The sequence below is a fragment of the Pectobacterium brasiliense genome (assembly GCF_013449685.1).
In the GTDB taxonomy this organism is placed as follows: domain Bacteria; phylum Pseudomonadota; class Gammaproteobacteria; order Enterobacterales; family Enterobacteriaceae; genus Pectobacterium; species Pectobacterium brasiliense_A.
This window is the reverse complement of record NZ_JACDSF010000008.1, coordinates 146,039-163,322: the sequence shown is the minus strand read 5'-3', so window position 1 is coordinate 163,322 and position 17,284 is coordinate 146,039. Positions and strand designations below refer to the sequence as shown.

Annotated in this window: 14 protein-coding genes, 1 tRNA gene and 1 pseudogene; 6 read left to right on the top strand and 10 right to left on the bottom strand. The window is 52.9% G+C overall.

Annotated elements, in window-relative coordinates:
* Positions 1 to 94: 94 nt before the first annotated feature.
* Complete coding sequence (locus H0248_RS03455; RefSeq protein WP_180784803.1) at positions 95 to 2,239, top strand: alpha-galactosidase; 2,145 nt, start codon at positions 95 to 97, stop codon at positions 2,237 to 2,239.
* Between the two features lie 45 nt (positions 2,240 to 2,284).
* Here H0248_RS03455 and H0248_RS03450 read toward each other — a convergent pair whose 3' ends face one another.
* The 5 genes from H0248_RS03450 to H0248_RS03430 form a co-directional block, all read right to left on the bottom strand.
* On the bottom strand, positions 2,285 to 3,592 hold the full coding sequence (locus H0248_RS03450; RefSeq protein WP_014914170.1) for an ABC transporter substrate-binding protein: 1,308 nt from the start codon (positions 3,590 to 3,592) through the stop codon (positions 2,285 to 2,287).
* Positions 3,585 to 4,673 carry an ABC transporter ATP-binding protein gene (locus H0248_RS03445; RefSeq protein ID WP_110163502.1) on the bottom strand — a complete coding sequence of 363 codons (1,089 nt, stop codon included), beginning with the start codon at positions 4,671 to 4,673 and terminating at the stop codon, positions 3,585 to 3,587. Before H0248_RS03445 ends, H0248_RS03450 begins: the two co-directional genes overlap by 8 nt.
* Positions 4,673 to 5,497, bottom strand: coding sequence for a phosphodiesterase (locus tag H0248_RS03440; protein ID WP_180784802.1), 825 nt, complete (start codon positions 5,495 to 5,497; stop codon positions 4,673 to 4,675). The genes H0248_RS03445 and H0248_RS03440 overlap by 1 nt, the downstream gene beginning before the upstream one ends.
* A 159-nt stretch (positions 5,498 to 5,656) precedes the next feature.
* Positions 5,657 to 6,562 (bottom strand): carbohydrate ABC transporter permease, encoded by a 906-nt coding sequence (locus H0248_RS03435; RefSeq protein ID WP_180784801.1) that lies wholly within the window; start codon positions 6,560 to 6,562, stop codon positions 5,657 to 5,659.
* The gene (locus tag H0248_RS03430) at positions 6,552 to 7,424 is read right to left on the bottom strand and encodes a carbohydrate ABC transporter permease (protein WP_100017586.1); all 873 of its coding nucleotides are present in this window, start codon (positions 7,422 to 7,424) and stop codon (positions 6,552 to 6,554) included. Before H0248_RS03430 ends, H0248_RS03435 begins: the two co-directional genes overlap by 11 nt.
* A gap of 526 nt (positions 7,425 to 7,950) precedes the next feature.
* Between H0248_RS03430 and H0248_RS03425 the strand changes: the two genes are divergently transcribed.
* Both H0248_RS03425 and H0248_RS03420 read left to right on the top strand, forming a co-directional pair.
* Positions 7,951 to 8,898, top strand: a complete 948-nt coding sequence (locus H0248_RS03425) for a hypothetical protein (RefSeq protein ID WP_180784800.1) — start codon at positions 7,951 to 7,953, stop codon at positions 8,896 to 8,898.
* A gap of 10 nt (positions 8,899 to 8,908) precedes the next feature.
* On the top strand, positions 8,909 to 9,538 hold the full coding sequence (locus H0248_RS03420) for a LysE family translocator (protein ID WP_110163498.1): 630 nt from the start codon (positions 8,909 to 8,911) through the stop codon (positions 9,536 to 9,538).
* Positions 9,539 to 9,711: 173 nt separating this feature from the next.
* Here the strand turns inward: H0248_RS03420 and gcvP are convergent, their stop codons facing one another.
* The 3 genes from gcvP to gcvT all read right to left on the bottom strand — a co-directional run bounded on the left by gcvP (position 9,712) and on the right by gcvT (position 14,384).
* Positions 9,712 to 12,582, bottom strand: a complete 2,871-nt coding sequence (gene gcvP, locus H0248_RS03415; RefSeq protein WP_180784799.1) for an aminomethyl-transferring glycine dehydrogenase — start codon at positions 12,580 to 12,582, stop codon at positions 9,712 to 9,714.
* 118 nt (positions 12,583 to 12,700) lie between these two features.
* The gene (gcvH, locus tag H0248_RS03410) at positions 12,701 to 13,093 is read right to left on the bottom strand and encodes a glycine cleavage system protein GcvH (protein WP_180784798.1); all 393 of its coding nucleotides are present in this window, start codon (positions 13,091 to 13,093) and stop codon (positions 12,701 to 12,703) included.
* Between the two features lie 175 nt (positions 13,094 to 13,268).
* Positions 13,269 to 14,384 (bottom strand): glycine cleavage system aminomethyltransferase GcvT, encoded by a 1,116-nt coding sequence (gene gcvT, locus H0248_RS03405; RefSeq protein ID WP_180784797.1) that lies wholly within the window; start codon positions 14,382 to 14,384, stop codon positions 13,269 to 13,271.
* A gap of 562 nt (positions 14,385 to 14,946) precedes the next feature.
* Here gcvT and fucO point away from each other — a divergent pair.
* The gene (gene fucO / locus H0248_RS03400; protein ID WP_180784854.1) at positions 14,947 to 16,098 is read left to right on the top strand and encodes a lactaldehyde reductase; all 1,152 of its coding nucleotides are present in this window, start codon (positions 14,947 to 14,949) and stop codon (positions 16,096 to 16,098) included.
* Positions 16,099 to 16,176: 78 nt separating this feature from the next.
* Here the strand turns inward: fucO and H0248_RS03395 are convergent.
* Positions 16,177 to 16,397, bottom strand: a pseudogene (locus H0248_RS03395) (thiamine pyrophosphate-dependent enzyme); the annotation flags it as partial.
* Between H0248_RS03395 and H0248_RS03390 the strand changes: the two are divergent.
* Both H0248_RS03390 and H0248_RS03385 read left to right on the top strand, forming a co-directional pair.
* On the top strand, positions 16,353 to 16,664 hold the full coding sequence (locus H0248_RS03390) for a LysR substrate-binding domain-containing protein (protein ID WP_374705253.1): 312 nt from the start codon (positions 16,353 to 16,355) through the stop codon (positions 16,662 to 16,664). The pseudogene H0248_RS03395 and the gene H0248_RS03390 sit on opposite strands and share 45 nt — an antisense overlap.
* 106 nt (positions 16,665 to 16,770) lie before the next feature.
* Positions 16,771 to 17,061 (top strand): DUF1435 domain-containing protein, encoded by a 291-nt coding sequence (locus H0248_RS03385; RefSeq protein ID WP_039496905.1) that lies wholly within the window; start codon positions 16,771 to 16,773, stop codon positions 17,059 to 17,061.
* A 135-nt stretch (positions 17,062 to 17,196) separates the two neighbouring features.
* On the opposite strand, the gene H0248_RS03380 is transcribed toward H0248_RS03385, so the two are convergent.
* Positions 17,197 to 17,283: transfer RNA gene (locus tag H0248_RS03380), tRNA-Leu, on the bottom strand.
* Between the last annotated feature and the right edge of the window lies 1 nt (position 17,284).

The following is a 17,284-nucleotide window of genomic DNA, read 5'->3' as shown; positions in this document are numbered from 1 at the left end:
TTTAACAACATCACATTTCTTAAACGTTTAAGTTGATGACTTAAACGTTTAAGTTTTCACTGAGATTCACTATTCGTAATTTGGAATCCTCCTCATGATGCGTGATATTGTTCAATTAACCAGCGCGCAGTGCGACGTCATCGTACGCTGCGCCCCAGCGGCAGAAATTCTCTACTGGGGGCCGCGGCTGCGCGGTTTTTCACCAGAAGATATCGTTTCTCTGCAACGCCCCGTCGCTAACGGTCGTCTGGATGTGGATCTTCCTCTGACGCTGGCAATGGAATACGGGCGTGGCCAGTTCGGTTCGCCGGGTATTGAGGGGCACCGTTCAGGCTATGACGCTGCGCCGATCTTCACGACAACGCAGGCTGATGTTCAGGACAATACGCTCACCATCACGGCGGAAGATGCACAGGCGGGGCTTCGCCTGATCAGCGAACTGCGTCTGGATCCGCAGACCGACGTCCTGCAACTGCGCCACACGCTAGAGAATCTGCGTGCGGATGTCTGGCAAGTACAGCGCCTCGCCGTCACGCTGCCCGTCCCAGAACGGGCGAGCGACGTCATGGCATTTCACGGCCGCTGGCTGCGTGAGTTTCAGGTTCACCGCATCACGTTGCAGCACGGCGGTTTTATTCAGGAAAGCCGTCGGGGAAGAAGCTCCCACGAATATTTCCCCGCCTTTATCCTCGGCGAGTCCGCGTTCAGCGAGCAGCATGGTGCCGTATGGGGCGTGCATTTAGGCTGGAGCGGCAATCACCGCCTGCGTGCCGATATCAAAACGGATGGCCGTCGCGTCGTGCAGGCAGAAGCCCTGTATCTGCCGGGCGAAATCACGCTGGCGCAGTCAGAATCCCTCACAACACCGTGGGTCTACGCCGCTTTCTCCGATGCCGGTTTAAACGGCATGAGCCAGCGCTATCACACCTTCTTGCGCCAGTCCCTGATCCAATTTTCCGGTGATAAGCCACGTCCGGTACATCTCAATACGTGGGAAGGGATCTATTTCGATCACTCCCCTGAGTACATCATGCAGATGGCGAGCAAAGCCGCCGACGTGGGCGTAGAGCGGTTCATTATTGATGACGGCTGGTTCCGTGGGCGTCACCACGACCAAGCCGCGCTCGGCGACTGGTATCTGGACGAGGAAAAATACCCTAACGGGCTGATGCCGGTGATCGAGCACGTCAAAGCCCTGGGGATGGAGTTCGGCATTTGGGTCGAACCGGAGATGATCAACCCCGATTCCGACCTGTTCCGTGCACACCCTGACTGGGTGCTGCAACTGCCTGGCTACGCACAGCCAACAGGCCGCTATCAGTACGTGCTGAATTTAAACCAGCCCGAGGCCTTCGCGTATCTGCTGGAGCGACTGAGCTGGCTACTGGGTGAGCACCCGGTCGATTATGTGAAGTGGGATATGAACCGCGAACTGGTGCAACCCGGCCATGAAGGGCGTCTGGCCGCCGATGCGCAAACCCGACAGTTCTATCGTCTGCTCGATACCTTGCGCCAGCGTTTTCCCCATGTCGAATTTGAATCCTGCGCCTCCGGCGGCGGCCGCATCGACTACGGCGTACTGGAACGTACCCAGCGCTTCTGGGTGTCGGATAACAACGACGCACTGGAGCGCCAGACCATCCAACGCGGCATGAGCTACTTCTTTCCACCAGAAGTGATGGGGCAACACATCGGGCACGCTCGCTGCCACGCCACCTATCGACGTCATACCATCGCCTTTCGCGGCCTGACGGCCCTGTTCGGCCACATGGGCATTGAGCTGGATCCCGTGAAGGCTGACGACGACGAGCTGGAAGGCTATCGCCACTACATCCAGTTGCACAAAACGCTGCGCCCGCTGCTGCACAGCGGCACCACCTGGCGGGTCGAGATGCCGGACGATACGGTGCAGGTCACCGGCGTGGTGAGCAACGATCGGCAGCACGCCGTTTTCCAGGTAGCTCAGCTACGTATGCCAGCTTATTCGCTGGCGGGTACGCTCCGCTTCCCCGGTCTACAGCCCGACGCACGCTATGAAGTCACGCTGCTGGACAGCCCGGAAATCAAAACGGTGCGTGAAGGCGGCGGCACCATGCGTGAGCTTCCACCGTGGTTACGTCAGCCAATCGTGGTTTCCGGCGACTGGCTGATGCAGGCAGGCCTTGCCCTTCCCGTCCTGACGCCGGAGACCGCCATTCTGGTTTCGCTTTCCGCGGTGCCGAAAAGCACAGGCAACTAACATTATCGCGCCCCGTTGGCGGTTAAGCCGTGGGGCGCGATGTGACTATTTCACGTCCCGCAGCGCGGTTTTATCCACATAAGGCTTCATGATGCCGTCCGCCTCTTTTTGTGCAGCGGCAGCGGCGTCATCAACCTTTTTCGCCGGATCGTTTAGCAGCGCCGCCAGCTGGTTTTCCATTGCTTTACGCACCGCAACCGTTTCATAGGTGGCGTACCACGGATGGGCATATTGCAGTTGTGACAGCGCAATGGCCGCACGCGGATCTTTCGCCAGATAGTCCTTCATTTCCGGCAGATCGTAGGCCGCCATACGCGGGGCGAAGTAGCCGGTAAAACGGCTCCAGTTTCCGCTGACTTCTGGGCTGACCAGATAGTTCATAAACTGCCAGGCCGCTTTCTTCTGATCTTCAGAAATCCCTTTGAAGCTCACCAGACTTGCTCCGCCGATGGTCACACCACGACGCTCTTTTTCCGGCATCATCGCCACCCCAAGCTGGAAATCTTTGGTGTTTTCACGCATAAAGCCCAGCGCGCCGGTACTCAGCATCGTCATACCCAGCTTGCCAGAGAAAAATGCGGCGCTGATCTGCTTGGAATTCAGCACGCCAGCAGGCATCACTTTGTCGCGATACACTAAGTCGCGCCAGAACTGGAGCGCGCCTTTGGTTGATGCCGTGTTGTAATACACTTCGCCCGGATAGTCGGCATTGTAGTACGCCCCGCCGTTGGCACGCGTCAGCGCAGACAGCATCCAGCCGCCGTAGTCATCGTTCGTGGACGGAATCATGATGCCCCACTGCCCTTTTGCCGGGTCAGTCAGCTTTTTCGCTACCGCAATCACTTCATCCCAGTTTTTCGGCGGTTCGTTGAATCCCGCTTTCTTCAGCATATCTTCGTTGTAGTAGAGGATCGGCGTCGAGTTGTGGAACGGGATCGCGTAAGTCACACCCATCACCTGCGCGTTCTGATGCAGCGCAGGCCAGAAGTTTTTAGTCAGGAAAGGCGTGGCCTTTTCGTTGCCGTATTTGAATAGCTCGTCCATCGGCAGAATTTCATCTTTGATGACCAAATCGGCGGTAAAGTTGGCCGACATAATCACCAGCGCCGGCGGATCGCCCGCTTTGGCGGCCGCTTCCGCTTTCACCTTGGTTGTGTCGTAATTGCCGGTGAAGATCCCACGCACTTCAACCTGATCCTGCGATTGGTTGTACTCCTTGATGATGCGCGTCATTTCCATCGTCAGCTTGCCATCAACCGGCGCGGGGAACATGAAATCGATACTCTCTTTCGCCAGCGCAGGGCCAGACATCAGCAAGGCAATTGCCAGCGCCATCATACGGGGCTTACGCATTTCTTTTCTCCTGGGATAAATTACGGGCGGTTTGCCCGGAAAACCAATGACAATCCTGCGGTGAAAAATGAAGCACAATGGAGGCACCGACATCCGGCACGCCATCGCGATTTGGCCGACGGTAGCGAATATTCCCCAACGGCGTATCCACATGAATCAGATACTCCGCGCCAAATAGCTCCCGTTGCTTCACCGTTCCTGACAATGACAAGTCGCCGTCTGACGCGGCGTGTTCGGTAATATGCTCAGGGCGGATCCCGAGCAGCACACTGTTTAATGAACGCGTTTCTTCACTGGCGGGCAGCGCCACAGACAATGCCTGTAGAAATGCCAGCCCATCAGCACAAGGCAGCGTCACCATATTCATCGCGGGCGTGCCGATAAATCCGGCGACAAAGACATTTGCGGGGTGAGAATACAGCTGTTCCGGCGTACCAACCTGTTGCAGCACGCCGCGATCCAGCACAGCGATTCTGTCCGCCATCGTCATCGCCTCGATCTGATCGTGCGTGACGTAAACGGTGGTTGTTTTCAACTGCCGATGCAGATCCATAATGCCGTCCCGCACGTCGCTGCGCAGGCGGGCATCCAGATTCGACAGCGGCTCATCCATCAAAAACAAGCGCGGATCCCGCACGATCGCCCGCGCCATTGCTACGCGCTGGCGCTGACCGCCGGACAGTTTTCCCGGTTTGCGTTTCAGTAGCGGTTCAAGCTGAAGCAGGCTGGCAACGCGCTGCACGCGCTGTGGATACTCCGCTTTCGGCTCACCGCGCATCCGCATCCCGAACGTGATGTTTTGCTCAACGGTCAGGTGCGGAAACAACGCGTAGTTCTGGAAGATCATCGAGAAATTGCGCTGCTTCGGGCTCCATGTCGTAATGTCATCGTCACCCAGCAGGATTTGCCCATCGCTCACGTCTTCCAGACCAGCCAGCATACGCAGCAACGTACTTTTGCCGCAGCCAGACGGCCCGACCAGTACCAGAAACTCACCGTCAGCGATATCCAGCGACAGCGACGCCAGCGCCTGCATGTGCTCGAAGCGTTTACTGATATTACGTAACTGAATCACGGCCATTACGCATCCACCGGACAGCTGATACGCGGATCGTAGAGGTAAGGCCCAGGGTACGAGGCAATCGACTGGCTGTAGCTGACCAGCCCGGTGACCGGCACATAGCGGTGCATGACCACGCTGGCGGGCTCCAGGTTGTAGTACGAGGTATCGTCATAGTAGAAATACGGCACCTGATGGACAGTGCCCGGCACGGTGGCAATAATCGCCTGCCGATGCTGCGTCATAATCAGGCAGTGCGTATGCCCACAGAAGATCCGCGTCAGCTGCGGGAAACGCTCGATCAGCGTCAGCAGCTCACTCCCGTTTTCGCAGGCGATCCGATCCATGTGCGCCGATCCCAGCGGGAGCGGTGGATGGTGCATGAAGATCGCCGTTTCGCGCGTTGAGTGATCCTGCAATTGCTGCTCCAGCCAGCCCAGCGTGGACGGCGTCAGCCAGCCTTTCGCCTGCCCGGACAGACTGGTGTCGATGAACAGCAGGCGCATCGGGAAGTCATCCACCGCATAGCGGATGTTCTCGGGATCATCGCCTAACTGCGGACAAAGCGGGCGCATCGCGTTGAGGAAATGCTGCTTGTCATCATGATTGCCCGGAATCACGTACATCGGGTAATCCAGCATCTGCAACACGCGCTGTGCCACCTGATACTCCTGCGGGCTTCCGCAGTTGACGATGTCGCCGCTAATCACCACCGCGTCCGGTCGCTCGTTCAGCGCGTTTAGCTGGTTAATGACCTTGGCGTTTTCCCCGTTAATATCAATAAATTCATAGAGCTTACGCCCCTCACTGCGAAAATGCAGATCGGAAATCTGTGCCAGCAACATACAACCACCTCATCGTTATTTCGCCCGTTGGCGAACGCCGATCGTTTAAGGATCGAGATACACGGAGCGACCACGGGGCGAGGCATCCCTACGGGAACCTCATCCCCGCGTTTCTCCTAAAAATCAGGCTTAATTAACCCGCATTAACCCATTCGCGATTCACTTAATGCCCGAGAAGCCGAAGCTGCTCAGGAACTGCTTCTGGAACACCACAAAAGCCACCATCAGCGGCAAGCACACCAGCAGCGTGCCCGCGCAGATCAATCCCCACTGCCCGCCGGACTCTGCGCCCATGGCGAACGAGACCAGCCCGATGGTCAGCACCTGTTTGTCGGGGTCATTGAGCACCATCAGCGGCCAGAGATATTCGTTCCAGTGGTAGGTAATGCTGACCGTAGCGAAAGCCAGAATTGACGGCCAGGTCATCGGAATCAGGACGTGAAATACCACCTGCCACCAGCGGCAACCTTCCATCAACGCGGCTTCTTCGATCTCTTTGGCGATATTAAGAAACGCCTGACGCATCAAAAACACGCCAAACGCCGAAGCGAAATACGGCATCATCACGCCAGTCAGAGTGTTAAGCAGGCCGAGCTGTTTGAGCGTCATCATGTTCGGCACCATCATGACGACGGGCATGATCATCATCTGAATCAGCAGCAGGTAGAACAGCAGCGTTTTGCCGCGAAATTCGTGATAGGCAAAGATGTAGCCCGCCGTGGTGATCGTCACCAGCTGTACCAGAAACGTGCCGACCGCAAAGATCAGCGTGTTGGTGTAAAGCCGTAACCAGTCGGCGCTATCCCACGCATCGCGGAAGTTATCGAGCGTCAGCGGGAGACGCGGCAACAGCGAGGCCATGTCCACGCCAAAGCTGCTGGTGCTGACGGAAGCAGACAGCATCCAGATAAACGGGCTGACCCACAGTAACGCGGCGCACATCAGCAACAGCGGCAGCGTGAACCGCGTCGTGATGCGAAGCGGATGGCGATTGGCAACGCTGCGGTTTGCAACATGCCGAGCGTCAACACTTAGGCTCTCAACATTCGGGTGATCAACGCTCATAATGCGCCCCTTTCTCCAGCACTTTCAGATTCATAATGGAAAAGGCGAACAGCATCGCTAGCGTCAGGAAGGTAGCCGCAGAGGCTTTACCCAGATCGTGCGTGTCATTCGCCAGATCCTGGATGTAATAGAGCAGCACGGTCGTCGCGTTATTCGGCCCGCCGCGCGTCATCACAGCAACATGGTCGATCTGGGTAATGGCGTAGATAAAAGCGATAGTGACCACGAAGGCGATAGTTGGCCGCAGCAGCGGTAGCGTGACGTAGAAAAACACCTGACGCCGCGAAGCCCCTTCCATCAGCGCCGCCTCGCGTGCAGAGGCTGAAACGGCTTGCAGACCGGCGAGAAAAAACAGCATGTAGTAACCGGCGAATTTCCAGATACCAATGACGCTCACCGCCACCAGCGCGCTGTCGCTCATACCGAGATAGTTGTTGTTCATCGGGCCGAACACTTTCGCCAGATAGTAATCCAGCAGCCCCAGCCCCGGCATAAAGATGAACAGCCACAGCGTCGCGGCGCTCACCAGCGGAATAATCATCGGAAAGAAGAAAGCGGTACGCAGCCAGCGGTTAACCCGCGTGTTTTCCCACAGCAGCACCGCCAGCAGCAGCGCCAGTAGTACACCGGGTACCACCGTCATCAGGATATACAGCACGTTGTTCAGCAGGGCCTGCCAGAACACCGCGTCCTGCACCAGACGCACAAAATTATCCATCCCGACAAACAGCGGCGCATCGGCATTCAGCCGGGTGTCATACAGGCTGTCGATGACCGAGCGCAGCAGGGGGAAATAGGTGAAGGCAAGCAAAAAAACCAGCGTCGGCAACAGCACAAGATAGGGAAAGCATTTTGCACGCATAACTCAAAGGCCGCTCAGTGTGAAACACAGAGGCCTTACCCTAGAACGCTAGCGTGTCAGTGGGGCGTCAGTTTAATGACAGTTTGTTTTCGAAAGTAAATAATTCGCAGGCTAAGCTGGAGAGACAGCCAGTTAGGAAAATTGAATTACCCTTGATTCTCTATATGATTTTTCAAATCAATCAATGAATGAATGAAAGCTGAAAACCCGCTTGGCGTATTCCCCAGATATTTGATATCAAAGGATTTATACCCGCTATACTTCAATTTTCATGAACGTTGGCAATACTCAAATTATTTATAATATAGCTAATAAACATGGTATTTAATTATACCAACAAGCCTTACAGTCACCATTAGTAAACATTTAATACTGAATTATCATACTTCGATGAATTGTGAGATGGCAAATGTAACTGAGCAGGAAGAACCTCATGACAATATAAGGATGAATTTTTTTCACTTGCCATATAAATTACAGTAATGTAATAGTATATAAATTCATATCGATTACATGGAAGTTATATATGGATGATTTTATTAAATCCTGTAAAAAAGCGCCTCGTATTAATGCAATGGCTAACTTCTTTTCCAACACAGCTTCAGGTGAAAATAACCGACCCTATAAGGATGTAAAACCAGACCCAAGACTATTTTGCAATAAAGAAATAGAACATTTTAGCCAACAACTGATTAATAACAGTGGGTCATTCGTAAAACATTACTTCGCAAGTATTCCTTACAGCCTTGAAGAAGAGTGCCGACTGGGGAATGCAATTATTAATTTTGCGAGAAAAAATTCAAAAAAAATTAATGTTTACTGTCTTGGAATGGCTGAAGGGGCAATGGCGAGAACGATCAGCCAGGAATCTGGCGAAATGATAACCACATTAACAACCAGCCCCACAGCTGCCAATGAATCATCTTTCTATAAAAATCACACGCCTAAAAATGCATATTTTATCTGCACCCCATTTTTTATGGTAGATAAAAAACTAACCGAAGATAAAAAATATACAGTATTCAATGACGGATTTGATATTATCATAGAAGACACTACTTTCCAGATGTATTCCCCAGATAGAGATGCTCAGATTAAACTTACTATTAAATTATTAAAGAAAGATGGTCTTTTTATTTTTACGGAAAAATTTAAGTGCGATGAAGATGAGTATAATGCGAGGGAAATACAGAAAGACATGTCATTTAAACGAAGATTCTTTACAGAAACACAACTCGACAGTAAGCGTAATGATGTTCTTCGTGTTATGTCGACTAATGAAGTAACTATTGAAGAAATGAAGGAAACATTAGATAAATACTTTAAATATAAAGCCATATATTGGAATTCCGGCAACTTCTATTCTATTGTAGCGTCGTCATCAGAAAGTAAAATAAAACAATTCCTATCCTTATTTTCTACACCATGCATACCATCAGAATATGTATATTGTGATTTACCAAAGTATCTTTGATGGTATATAGATGATGAATCACCATACTTTATTCATTTTTTGCATTATTACATTAACTCAAACTTTTTCGATTGGCCCTGCTGTAGCACTTTTACTCACTAATTACTTTAACAATGGTCTTAAGTCATCTTTATCACTAAGCATTGCATTTAGGTGCGGAGAAGTCGTCACATTACTTACCGCATTTTTAATTACATCATTAATTCACTCATCTGTGATTTTGTTTAATTTCATGAAAGTAGCCGGGGGAGCATACCTTATATTTCTTGGCATCAAAGGACTCATAAAACTGATAAAAAAAAGTAATAATACCAAAGAAACCCACATCACAGAGACTAAAATTGGATTCTTATCAGCATTTCTAGTTCCACTAATAAACCCAAAGGCATTAGTGTTTTTCACAAGTTTCATCCCCTCTTTCATTTCTATAAATGCTGAATTTAGCTATGGCAGCCAGTTTTTCATTCTCAGCACTATCTTTGTCTTTCTCTCTTTTATCTCTGACATAATATTTTTATCAATCGCTTCAATCGCTAAAAAAATATCTGGAAGCAAACTCCCTTACATCATCAATTTAACTAGCTCTATTTTCCTTGTGGGGACAGGTTTATTTTTTGTTTTAGATACCATATCGATTTAAGTAAAAAAATAATTATAGAGAAGGATTTACAACCTCATGAAATATAGCGAAGGAATATATTTAAAACACTCCACCTCAACGTAAAACATTAAAATATCGACATATTTCCTAGTAATAAATCCTGATATCACACATATTAAATATCGTGCAATATCAGGATAAACATTATCTAATTAATAATCGCTCATCGGCACACACGAGCAGAACAGGTTACGGTCGCCGTACACATCGTCCAGACGCTTCACGCTCGGCCAGTATTTGTGTTCGCTGCCTGCCGGGAAGACCGCCAGCTCACGGCTGTACGGGTGCGTCCAGTCGGCCACCAGCTCCGCCTGCGTGTGCGGTGCGTTGACCAACGGGTTGTCATCCAGCGGCCATTCGCCCTGCGCGACGCGGTTGATTTCGGCGCGGATCGCCAGCATCGCATCAATAAAGCGATCGATCTCTACCTGACTTTCCGATTCCGTTGGCTCTACCATCAGCGTGCCCGCGACCGGGAATGACATGGTCGGCGCATGGAAACCGTAGTCGATCAGACGCTTGGCGATATCCATCTCGCTGATACCCGTGCTCTCTTTGAGCGGACGAATATCCAGAATGCATTCGTGCGCCACGCGACCGTCACGGCCGGTGTAGAGCACCGGATACGCCTGCTGCAAGCGCGTCGCGATATAGTTGGCGTTCAGGATCGCCATCTGACTAGCCTGTTTCAGCCCTTCCGCGCCCATCATGCGAATGTACATCCAGCTAATCGGCAGAATAGAAGCACTGCCGAACGGTGCCGCCGAGACCGCGCCCTGTTCCGTCAGCACACCCTCGATTTTTATCACCTGATGACCCGGTACAAACGGTGCCAGATGCGCTTTCACGCCAATCGGCCCCATGCCCGGCCCGCCACCGCCGTGCGGAATACAGAACGTTTTATGCAGGTTCAGGTGCGAGACGTCTGCGCCAATGTAGCCCGGCGTCGTGATACCGACCTGCGCATTCATGTTCGCGCCGTCCAGATACACCTGACCGCCATATTGATGCACGATCTGGCACACTTCGCGGATCGTCTCTTCATAGACGCCGTGAGTGGATGGATAGGTCACCATGATGCAGGAAAGCTGTTCGCCCGCCGCCTGCGCTTTCTCACGCAGATCGTGCAGATCGATATTGCCCTGCTTGTCACAGGCGACCACCACCACGTCCATCCCCGCCATCTGCGCCGATGCTGGGTTCGTACCGTGGGCAGAGCTAGGAATCAGACAGAGATTACGGCCAGCTTCATTGCGGCTTTCATGATAGCGACGGATCGCCAGCAGCCCCGCGTATTCCCCCTGCGCCCCTGAGTTGGGCTGCATGCAAATCGCGTCATAGCCCGTCAGCTGCATCAACCAACCCGATAGCTGTTCGATCATCTGGCGATAGCCCAGCGCCTGTTCCGTCGGGCAGAATGGATGCAGCTCGGCAAATTCCGGCCAGGTAATCGGCAGCATTTCCGCCGCCGCGTTGAGCTTCATGGTGCAGGAACCGAGCGGAATCATCGCCTGATTCAGCGCCAGATCCTTACGCGCCAGACGGTGCAGGTAGCGCATCATCTCGGTTTCGCTGTGATAGCGGTTGAACACCGGATGCGACAGGATCGCGTCGTGGCGCACCAGCCCGGCGGGGATCGTTGCCGCTTTCTGGCCGATGGCCGCATCAAGCGCGTCGATATCCAACCCGTGATCGTCGCCTAACAGCACCGCAAATAGCGCCAGCACATCTTCACGCGTGGTCGCTTCATCCAGCGTGATGCCCACGGCGCTTGCCAAATCGCCGCGCAAGTTAATACCAAAACTTAATGCCCGGCTCAGCACCGCGTCCTTGTCCGCAACCTCAATCGTCAGCGTGTCGAACCAGCTGCGATGGCGCAGCAGCAGCCCGCCCTGCGTTAATCCCGCCGCCAGAATATCGGTCAGACGGTGGATGCGCCCGGCAATACGTTTGAGCCCTTCCGGCCCATGGAATACCGCATACATCCCCGCAATGTTGGCCAGCAACACCTGCGAGGTACAAATATTGGAGTTCGCCTTCTCGCGGCGAATGTGCTGCTCACGCGTCTGCATCGCCATGCGCAGCGCGGTGTTGCCTGCCGCATCGCGCGACACGCCGATAATACGTCCCGGCATAGCACGTTTATGTTCATCACGGCAGGCGAAGAACGCCGCGTGTGGCCCACCGTAGCCCATCGGCACGCCAAAGCGCTGTGCTGAACCAAAGACGATATCCGCGCCCTGCTTGCCCGGCGCAGCCAGCAATACCAGCGCCATGATGTCCGACGCCACGCAGCTGACGACCTTACGCGCTTTTAGTGCCGCCATCAGGTCGCTGTAATCGTGCAGTTCGCCCGTTGTCCCCGCCTGTTGCAGCAGAACGCCAAACACTGCATCGTCTTTCAACGCGTCTTCCGCCTTACCGACGACAATCTCAAAACCGAAGGTTTCCGCACGGGTACGCACCACGTCCAGCGTTTGCGGATGCACGTCGTCAGCAACGAAGAAACGTTCGGCCTGTTTGAGCTTGCTGATGCGCTTCGCCATTGCCATCGCTTCCGCTGCTGCGGTTGCTTCATCCAGCAGCGAGGCAGAGGCCAAATCCAGACCAGTTAAATCCTGTGTGACCTGCTGGAAATTCAGCAGCGCTTCAAGACGCCCCTGAGAGACTTCCGGCTGATACGGCGTATAGGCGGTGTACCAGCCTGGGTTTTCCAGCAGGTTGCGTAAAATCACTGGCGGCATCAGCACCGCGCTGTAGCCCATGCCGATGTAGCTTTTATAACGTTGATTGCGTCCTGCAATGGCCTTCAGCTCAGCTAACGCCTCATGTTCCGTCATCGCCTCTCCCACCGCTGGCGGGCTAGGCAATTGAATGTCCACCGGGACAATCTGGCGGATCAGCGCATCCAGCGACGTCGCGCCGACCACCGACAGCATATGCTGCTGTTGGCTGACGGAAGGACCGATATGGCGCTCGATAAACGCGCCGTCATGTTCGAGTTGACTGAGTGTCTGGGTCATTACAGTAATTTCCTGGATCAATCGTGCCTGCATCAATCGTGATCGCTGCCGCGTTGGAAGACGACGCGGGCGAATAAAACAAAACGCCCCCGGTTCAGCAAAACCGGGGGCGCGATAACTACTCGTCTTCTTCTAACGACGCCTGATAGCCTTCGGCATCAAGCAGTTCGTCCAAGTCAGACTCATCAGAAATTCTGATGCGGAACAGCCAGCCATCGGTATAAGGCGCGCTGTTGACCAGCTCAGGGGCGGATTCCAGATCGTCGTTAACTTCCACGACCTCACCGCTGATGGGCGCATAAATATCCGATGCCGCTTTTACCGACTCCGCCACCGCGCAGTCATCACCTGCGGCGACGACCGTGCCCACTTCCGGTAAATCGATAAAAACCATGTCACCCAGAAGCTCCTGCGCGTGTTCGGTAATGCCCACGCTGTAGATACCGTCGCCCTCGTGCAGCACCCATTCGTGCGACGTGGTGTATTTTAATTCTACTGGTACGTTGCTCATTGCATCCCCTTTCCTAAAGTCGTTAATCCCGTGCGCTACCCGTCATACTTCAAGCTGCATGTGCGTTGGCTTTCCTCGCTCACCCCAGTCACTTACTTGTGTAAGCTCCTGGGGATTCACTGTGTCGCCGCCTTCCTGCAACCTGAATTATTTAGGGTATGACATAAGAAGTTATTCAATACTGAACGATGGCTTTTCCGGCGCGGACAAAGCCGGGTTTGGTCACGTGGACAGGCAGTTCGCGGTTACGAATCTGCACAATCGCCTGCTCACCAATCCCCACCGGAACACGCGCCAGCGCGATGCTCACGCCAAGCGTCGGCGAGAACGATCCGCTGGTGATGACCCCTTCTCGCATCACGCCATCACTATCAGTAAAGCGCACAGGTAAATCATTGCGCAATACGCCTTTTTCCGTCAGCACTAAACCAACCAGTTGATCGGTCCCTTTTTCACGCTGATGCGTTAATGCTTCACGCCCGATAAACTCGCGATCCTCCGGCTGCCAGGCGATTGTCCAGCCCATATTGGCGGCCAGCGGCGAAATGCCCTCATCCATATCCTGACCGTACAGGTTCATCCCCGCTTCAAGCCGCAGCGTATCGCGTGCACCCAGCCCGCATGGCTTCACGCCAGCTGCCAGCAGCTGTTGCCAGAAATCGACCACCTGCTCATTCGGCAGCGCGATTTCATAACCGGCTTCGCCCGTATAACCTGTTGTGGCAACGAAGAAATCACCCGCCTGCTTGCCAAAAAACGGCTTCATGCTGGCGACAGCAGCCACGTCTGCATCACTCAGGCCTTTTGCCTTCAGGATTTCTTGTACTTTTTCCTGCGCCTGCGGACCTTGCACCGCGACCAGCGCCAGATCGTCGCGCTCACGGATTTCAACCCCGAACGGTGCAGCGTGCTGCCCGATCCAGGCGAGATCTTTTTCACGGGTCGCGGAGTTCACGACCAGCCGGAAATGGTCTTCCGTGAGAAAATAAACGATCAGATCGTCGATGACGCCGCCGGAGACATTCAGCATGCCGGTATAAAGCGCTTTGCCCGGCTGTGTGAGTTTGGCGACATCATTCGCCAGCAGATAGCGCAGGAATTCACGCGTTCTCACGCCGTGCAAATCGACGATGGTCATGTGGGAGACATCAAAAATACCGGCTTCCCGACGCACAATGTGGTGCTCATCCAGTTGGGAACCGTAATGCAGCGGCATCATCCAGCCGTGAAAATCCACCATTTTGGCGCCATCGGCCAGATGTTGTTGGTACAACGGGGTCTGCTTTGCCATTCTTCATCCCTCTTCAGCGCATGGCGTTCAGGCGATAAAACACACTGCGCAAACGATATCTTATGACTGAACTTACCACCGACGCGCAGGTTAAACCACTCTCTCAGACATAAGATAAATTATATAGAAGACAAAGAAAGTCGAGCCACCCACAGAAAACAAATCAGCATAATATTCTTAATAATTAACAAAAATAGGCACATAAATTATTTAAATCAGCGAAAACCACAAATTAATGACATTAAAACTGGCTAATGCAGGCATTGACACCCAACTGAAAACGCCATTCGGATTAGATAATATAATGATAAAAACAAACCTAAATTAGATTTTTTCAATCAAAAACCAACAACGACTCCCTACCTGGCTCTCTCCCTTCCACCATCATCATCACGATTCTGTGAACCGTTTCTCAGGCGTCTTTACTTCAGTGCCAGCAAACAAGATGACATGGCACCTGACGGAAGGCGCTGATAACCGATTTATCCCACACTAATAGCAAGGAATTACGCGACATGCATTTTTCGCTTTATCAAAATCAAACGTGATTAGGAGATAGATGATGGCTAACAGAATGATCCTTAACGAAACGTCCTACTTTGGCGCGGGCGCGATTGCCCACATTGTCGATGAAGTGAAGCGGCGAGGGTTCAAAAAAGCGCTATTGGTGACGGACAAGGATTTGGTTAAATTTGGCGTCGTGACCAACGTCACGGCGAAGCTGGATGCAGCAGGCTTACCCTACGATATCTACGATGAGGTGATTCCCAATCCAACCATTGCCGTGGTGGAAAGGGGCGTCGAACGCTTCAAGGCATCACAGGCCGATTATCTGATCGCGGTTGGCGGCGGTTCACCGCAGGATACCTGTAAAGCTATCGGGATTATTATCAATAACCCTGAATTCGCTGATGTCCGCAGTCTGGAAGGCGTTGCCGCCACCCGACGCGCTGCCGTCCCGATTATCGCGATTCCGACCACCTCCGGCACGGCCGCAGAAGTCACCATCAACTACGTCATCACCGATGAAGAAAAACGCCGTAAATTCGTGTGCGTCGATCCGCACGACATCCCGATTGTCGCTATCGTCGATCCCGACATGATGATGAGCATGCCTGCCTCGCTGAAAGCCGCTACGGGGATTGACGCCCTGACGCACGCCATTGAGGGCTTCACCACCAAAGCCGCCTGGGAGCTGACCGATACGCTGCACCTGAAAGCGATTGAAATTATCAGCCGCTCGCTACGCGATTCCGTCGCCGGGAAACCAAAAGGCGTGGAAGAGATGGCGCTGGGACAATACATCGCTGGCATGGGGTTCTCGAACGTAGGACTTGGGCTGGTACACGGCATGGCGCATCCGCTCGGCGCGTTTTACAACACGCCGCACGGTGTTGCTAACGCGATCCTGCTGCCGCATATCATGGCCTACAACGCGGATTATACGGGTGAAAAATTCCGAGACATCGCCGTGGCAATGGGGGTAAAAGGCGCGGCGGAGATGTCGATAGCCCACGTGCGGGAAGCTGCGATTAACGCCGTGCGGCAGCTTTCCCACGATGTGGATATTCCACCGAGGCTGCGTGATGTCGGAGTAAGAGAAGAGGATATCCCGGCACTGGCACAGGCCGCCTTTGACGATGTCTGCACCGGCGGCAACCCGCGCTATACAAATATCGATGAGATTAAAGCGCTGTATCAGTCGATTTATTGAGGATTTATAACCATTTATTAACGCATGACAACAAGGCTTTATTTTGTGCTCGCTATCGTTACTATGCGGGCACAACATTCATATACACTCAATCAGCACACTAATATTTAGATTCTCCATCAGCCAGTGGTTATCGGAATAATCAACCGGGATCGCAATCACGGCAGAGCCGTCAACGTCCATCGCCTGACGGCGTTTGCTGACCAGTTCATAGCAGATTCAACGGCAAATCCTTTTGCGCCAAATGCTTCCGCATACACCTTGAAGTCAATCGGCCTAAACGACACACCCATCGTCTGCTGGCCGTTGGTCATCAGAATCTGTCGCACTCGGAAGCGATACAGTTAACGGCCACTATCGGGATGGTCACCGCAGGCTTCGGCATCGCGCTTGTGCCGGAATCACTCGCCTGTATTAAGGCCGATAACGTGACCTATCATGATATCGGCATGCCCGAAGTCCATACACAAATTGCGGCTATCTGGCGCAAACATGAGCGATCGCCCGCTATCGTGAATATGATCCACCTGATACGCCAGCATTTGAGCACTCAACATCCCGATTAACGTGCCTATGTAGAAAATTCCAACAATCTGCTCGTCAAAAAGCTAGTAATTGATATAAATTCTTATATGATATTAGTTATCATTATCACTTTTGACGGGTGAAAAAATGCTGACAGCAATGATCACAGCCTGCGGGCTATGGAGTGTGAGCTGGTGTATGGGGAAGCATCTGTCCAGTGCCTGGGGCGTGCTGCTGCCTTGTGCCATCATGCCGCTATTGGCGCTGCTCAACCTGAATCTGACGCATCTGAAAGTGATTATCGCCATCGCCCTGCTGGCGACGCTTGTCATGCTGTTCCATCAACGCTTACGTCACTATTTACTGCTACCATCCTGCATTGCACTGGCTGGCGGTTTAGCGGCGCTGTCCGTCACGTTTAATCTCACGACGCTGTAAATGCTCGTGGATAAAGAAAAGAGAAAGGGTACACAAAGCCAGATGGGTCAATGAACGCGGAAAAGCGGGGTAGCCAGAAACGGGATAAAAGAGAATAAATAGGGGAGAAAATCAGGAAAATACAGAGGGCGTCTGTGGTGCGAAGAGAGGGACTTGAACCCTCACGTCCGTAAGGACACTAACACCTGAAGCTAGCGCGTCTACCAATTCCGCCACCTTCGCA